Below are 5,511 nucleotides of genomic sequence, written 5' to 3'. Positions count from 1 at the left end.
GCAGTGGGCTTGCAGCAAGCGGGCATAACCGGCCAAGCCTGCGCCGCCCAAAATGATGCTGGCCGCACCGCTTTGGGCGGCGTTTTGGCAGGCTTGGCTGAGGCAGCGAATGGCCATGTCGGGGTCGGCCTGAAGCGCCGCGCCTGTGGGGGCCACGGTCTCGATGTGGCGCAGCTGCGCGCCATAACCCAGGCTGATGGCCAGGCGCTGCAGCATGGGCTTCCAGCGTTCACCGCCCGTCACAATGGCAAATGGTCCGTGGGTACTGGCCTGAATGAACGAGGCTTCAGCCAGTCCAGTGACCGGGCAGCCGCTGACTTCGCGCAGTGCGAACAAACCCGGGTCACCAAAACAGCCAATCAACACGCCGGCAAGTGCATTCCCTGGCGTGCCCCGGTGTTCGGTCCACACGTCCAGGCAGGCGTGTGCGGCCACCGCGTGACTGGCTTCGCAAGCGATGTAGGGCGCCCCGAATCGAGCGGTCTGCACATCCAGCAGCACACCCGGCGGCAGTTGGGGCTGCAACACGTCGCTTAACCGTTGCGTGGTCAAGGCGTTGGTGTTGGGGTTGATCAACAAAAATCGGCTCGGTGGTGTGGGGTCCATGTGGCAGTTTCCTTTGTCAGTGGGGGTGCCGTCTATCTTCAATCGGTGTACAAAGTCGACGCCAAACTGGGGGGTAATTTTTGCAAAGAATCGATCTGTCCAAGTCAACACATCCGCTTAGAGGTGACAACGTCCCCCAATGGCAGAACCATGACCAGGTGAGGGACATGACGCACCAGGCGTTGGGGAGTGATGACCATTTTTTAAGGTTGCGTCCATTTCGGTCAATGATGGTGTTTATTGCATACCAAAAAAACGCCAAATTGGGGTGCGGTACAAAAATTTGATGGCCAGAATGGTGCCAGAAAACACCATTTCTGTGCCTGAATGCTTGTGACCAGTGGGCATTTTGAAGTTGACGGGCTTGGCCTGGTGGGTGTGGTCATGTGTCGCATCTGGCACGGCGATTGCATACAAAAACCTTGCCAGACGCTTGTAAGGTATGTTAATTTTATTGACCTGATCTGTCAGTACTCAAGGTCTGTTGCTCATTTTTCAATCCACTTTTACTGGAGTTTTGATGAAGCGGTCTACCCTTTCCCCTCGTTTGTTGCCCACTTCCTGGGCGTTCACCATGGCTGTCGGGATGGGGCTCAGCGCCATCTCCATGGCCGTTCAGGCGCAAGAAAAAGTCTTGCGCATTGCCATGACGGCGGCCGACATTCCCCGCACCTTGGGGCAGCCTGACCAAGGCTTTGAGGGCAACCGGTTCACCGGCATCCCGATGTACGACGCCTTGACCCATTGGGATTTGTCCAAATCGGATGGCCCCAGTGTGTTGATTCCTGGCTTGGCCACTTCTTGGGCTGTAGGTGCCACCGATAAAACCAAATGGACCTTCAAGCTGCGTCCAGGCGTGAAGTTCCACGATGGCTCGGCCTTGAATGCCGATGCGATCGTCTGGAACGTGCGCAAGGTCTTGGACAAAGATGCGGTTCATTTCGATGCCAGCCAGGTGGGCGTTACGGCATCGCGCATGCCTACCCTGCGCAGTGCCCGAAAAATCGATGACCTGACGGTGGAACTGACCACCAGCGAGCCCGATGCGTTTGTGCCCATCAACTTGACCAATTTGTTCATCGCCTCGCCGGCCCATTGGCAAAAGAAATTTGAGGCCGCTGCAGGTGCTACACCGGCAGACAAATCCAAGGCAGCCTGGACCGCATTTGCGGCAGATGCCTCTGGTTCTGGCCCCTTCAAGATGGCCCGGTTCGTGCCACGTGAACGCCTGGAGATGGTGGCGAACAAAACCTATTGGGACGCCAAGCGCCTACCCAAGGTCGACCGCGTGGTGCTTGTGCCCATGCCCGAGGCCAATGCCCGCACTGCAGCCTTGCTCGGCGGTCAGGTCGACTGGATCGAAGCGCCAGCACCCGACGCCATGCCGCAAATTCGCCAGCGTGGCTTCAAGATTGAAAGCAATGCCCAGCCGCATGTGTGGCCTTGGCAGTTGTCTTTTGCCGAAGGTTCCCCTTGGCTGGACAAGCGGGTGCGTCACGCGGCCAACTTGTGCGTGGACCGTGAAGGCCTGAAAACCCTTTTGGGCGGGATGATGGCGGCCCCCAAAGGCACCGTGCCTCCGGGCCACCCCTGGTGGGGCAACCCCAAATTTGACATCAAGTACGACGTGAACGCGGCCAAGACCTTGATGACACAAGCGGGTCACAGCGCGGCTAAACCCCTCAAAGTCAAGGTGCAAATTTCGGCGTCAGGCTCTGGCCAGATGCAGCCCTTGCCCATGAACGAGTTTGTGCAACAGTCGCTCAAGCAGTGCTTCTTTGACGTCCAGTTTGACGTGATCGAGTGGAACACCTTGTTCACGAACTGGCGTAAGGGTGCAAAGGACCCATCGGCCAACGGCGCCAATGCCATCAATGTGAGCTATGCAGCGATGGATCCCTTCTTTGCCATGGTTCGTTTCACCAGCACAGGCGCCTTCCCACCGGTGTCCAACAACTGGGGTTTTTTTGGCAATCCGGAATTTGACAAATTGATCTCCGATGCCCGTACTCAGTTCGAAGATAAGAGGCGTGATGAGGCGCTGGCCAAGTTGCACGCCCGCATTGTTGAAGAGGCGCCTTTTGTCTGGATTGCCCATGACGTGGGGCCTCGCGCCATGAGCACCAAGGTCAAGGGTTTCGTGCAGCCACGCAGTTGGTTTGTTGATTTGGCGCCAGTGTCGATGGACTGATGGTCACGGCGTGGGCCCACCGGGCCCATGCCGCTGGGTGTGCAGTCAGGTGGTGAGCGGCCTGCCTGCACACTTTTTTTAATTGCAGTTTTGGAGTGCTGGCATGCTCGGCTTTTTGTTGCGGCGACTGATTTATTCCCTGCCCATCATGCTGGGGGTGGCGCTGGTTTGTTTTGGCTTGGTGCACCTGGCACCCGGTGATCCTCTGATGTCGATTTTGCCGCCAGACGCCTCGGCCGACTTGCAGGCGCAGTTGATCGAGCTCTACGGCTTCAACCGCTCTTACCCTGAACAGTTTGTGACCTGGGTCTGGCGTGCTTTGCAGGGCGATCTGGGTACATCCATTGCCAGCAACCGCCCGGTGGCTTCGGAGGTCATGACCGCCGTGGGCAACACCTTGCGCCTTGCCCTGCTGGCCACCCTGATCGGGTTTGTGTTGGGCTGTTTGTTTGGTTTTGTGGCCGGGTATTTCCAGAACTCTTGGCTCGATAAATTTGCCTCTTTGCTGTCTGTGCTGGGGGTCAGCGTTCCGCACTATTGGCTGGGCATGGTCTTGGTGATTGTGTTTTCTTCGATCCTGATGTGGCTGCCGCCGGGCGGCGCTGGGCCGGGTGGCTCCAGCCAGTGGGTGTGGGATTGGGAGCACTTCAAGCACATGCTCTTGCCCGCCATCACCATGAGCGTGATCCCGATGGGCATCATCTCGCGCACGGTTCGGGCCTTGGTGGCCGACATCCTGGCGCAAGAGTTCATCGTGGGTTTGCGCGCCAAGGGCTTGACCAATTTTGGTATTTTTTGGCATGTGGTCAAAAATGCAGCGCCCACGGCGCTGGCGGTGATGGGCTTGCAGTTGGGTTACTTGCTCGGCGGCTCGATCCTGATCGAGACGGTGTTTTCTTGGCCAGGCACAGGCTTCTTGCTGAACTCGGCCATCTTCCAGCGCGACTTGCCTTTGCTGCAAGGCACGATCCTGGTGCTGGCCATGTTTTTTGTCGTGCTCAACCTCATCGTGGATGTGATCCAGACCTTGCTGGACCCTCGCATTGCACGCGCTTGATCCCGACCCCAAGGAATTGACATGACTTCATTGAATGCGGCTGCCAGCCCCGTGCTCCCGCTGGTGTATGAGCGCTCTGCCGGTTATTGGGAAACCGTGGGGCGTCGGTTTTTACGTGACAAAGTGGCTGTGGGTGCCGCCCTGGTGGTGCTGTTGTTGATGGTGCTGGCTGTGTTCGGCCCCTGGCTCGCGCCCATGGACCCGTACCAGTCCTCCATGCTCAAACGCCTCAAGCCCATTGGCTTTGAAGGCCACCCCTTGGGCACCGACGAGTTGGGCCGCGACATGCTCACCCGCTTGATGGTGGGGGCCAAGTTGTCCTTGTTCATGGGCATCACGCCGGTGGTGTGTGCTTTTGTCATCGGCTCCTTGATCGGCATCACCGCCGGTTACACCGGGGGCTGGGTCAACAGCGTGATGATGCGCACCATCGACGTTTTTTATGCCTTCCCTTCGGTGTTGTTGGCCATTGCCCTGTCGGGCGCTTTGGGGGCAGGCATCACCAATTCCCTCATCTCCTTGACGATTGTGTTCATACCGCCGCTGGCCCGTGTGGCCGAAAGCGTGACCACGCAGATTCGGGAGCGTGATTTTGTCGAAGCGGCCAGGGCATCGGGTGCATCCGCTTTCACCATCGTGCGGGTGCATGTGCTGGGCAATGTGCTGGGGCCGATTTTTGTGTACGCCACCAGTTTGATCGCGGTGTCCATGATCCTGGCCTCGGGTCTGAGCTTTTTGGGTCTGGGGGTCAAACCCCCCGAACCGGAATGGGGCCTGATGCTCAACACCTTGCGCACCGCTATTTACACGCAACCCTGGATTGCGGCTTTGCCTGGGGCGATGATTTTCATGACATCGATTGCTTTCAACCTTTTGGCCGACGGCTTGCGCTCGGCCATGGAAATCAAACAGTGAGGTCCGCATGACTTTGGCCAATGATGAGGTGGGCGGATCAACCCAGCCGATGCTTTCGGTGCGTGGCTTGGTCAAGCACTTTCCACTCAAGAAAGACTTGTTGGGGCGCGGCGCGGGCGTGGTGCGCGCTGTCGACGGGGTGAGCTTTGATGTGTTCAAGGGCGAGACCCTGGGGGTGGTGGGCGAGTCCGGTTGCGGCAAGTCGACCACAGCCCGCTTGCTCATGCAGCTGATCACCCCCGACCAGGGCGAGTTGGTGTTCGATGGGCAGACCGTGGGCAGCAAGTCGCTGCCCTTGAAGGATTACCGCCGTCAGGCCCAAATGGTGTTCCAAGACAGCTATGCGTCCTTGAATCCGCGCCTGACCATGGAAGATTCGATCGCATTTGCCCCCATGGTGCACGGACTGCCTGAGCGCGAGGCGATTGAGCGTGCGCGTGACTTGCTCGAACGGGTAGGGCTGGCGCCGCAGCGCTTTGCCGAGCGTTACCCGCATGAGTTGTCAGGCGGTCAAAGGCAGCGCGTCAACATCGCCAGGGCTTTGGCCTTGCAGTCGCGTTTGATCATTCTGGATGAGGCGGTCTCTGCCCTGGACAAGTCGGTGGAAGCGCAGGTGCTGAACCTCTTGCTCGACTTGAAAGAGGCGTTTGGCTTGACCTATATTTTCATCAGCCACGACCTGAATGTGGTGCGCTACATGAGCGACCGGGTGATGGTGATGTACCTGGGCCAAGTGGTTGAA

At 58.4% G+C, this 5,511-nt stretch carries 5 protein-coding genes; 4 read left to right on the top strand and 1 reads right to left on the bottom strand.

The genetic code is table 11. The features are described from left to right. On the bottom strand, positions 1-606 hold a 606-nt coding region (locus tag ACIQ47_RS14385), incomplete at its 3' end, for an aspartate/glutamate racemase family protein (protein ID WP_396438760.1). 574 nt (positions 607-1,180) lie between these two features. On the opposite strand from ACIQ47_RS14385, the gene ACIQ47_RS14380 reads away from it, so the two are divergent. The 4 genes from ACIQ47_RS14380 to ACIQ47_RS14365 form a co-directional block, all read left to right on the top strand. Beyond that, positions 1,181-2,797 carry an ABC transporter substrate-binding protein gene (locus tag ACIQ47_RS14380; RefSeq protein ID WP_396438761.1) on the top strand — a complete coding sequence of 539 codons (1,617 nt, stop codon included), beginning with the start codon at positions 1,181-1,183 and terminating at the stop codon, positions 2,795-2,797. Between the two features lie 103 nt (positions 2,798-2,900). Further along, positions 2,901-3,854, top strand: coding sequence for an ABC transporter permease (locus ACIQ47_RS14375; protein ID WP_396438759.1), 954 nt, complete (start codon positions 2,901-2,903; stop codon positions 3,852-3,854). Positions 3,855-3,875: 21 nt separating this feature from the next. After that, positions 3,876-4,769, top strand: a complete 894-nt coding sequence (locus tag ACIQ47_RS14370; RefSeq protein ID WP_396438758.1) for an ABC transporter permease — start codon at positions 3,876-3,878, stop codon at positions 4,767-4,769. Between the two features lie 7 nt (positions 4,770-4,776). Beyond that, on the top strand, positions 4,777-5,511 hold a 735-nt coding region (locus ACIQ47_RS14365; RefSeq protein ID WP_396438757.1), incomplete at its 3' end, for an ATP-binding cassette domain-containing protein.

Origin of the sequence: Limnohabitans sp. (assembly GCF_044373035.1) — a bacterium.
Taxonomy (GTDB): Bacteria; Pseudomonadota; Gammaproteobacteria; order Burkholderiales; family Burkholderiaceae_C; genus Limnohabitans_A.
Note: the sequence above shows the minus strand (reverse complement) of the source record. Positions and strands in the feature narration are given on the sequence as shown.

Excerpts from the sequence above, each read along its gene's own strand:
- ACIQ47_RS14380 (WP_396438761.1), top strand. The coding sequence starts at position 1,181 with ATGGCTGTCGGGATGGGGCTCAGCGCCATCTCCATGGCCGTTCAGGCG.
- ACIQ47_RS14375 (WP_396438759.1), top strand. The coding sequence starts at position 2,901 with ATGCTCGGCTTTTTGTTGCGGCGACTGATTTATTCCCTGCCCATCATG.
- ACIQ47_RS14370 (WP_396438758.1), top strand. The coding sequence starts at position 3,876 with ATGACTTCATTGAATGCGGCTGCCAGCCCCGTGCTCCCGCTGGTGTAT.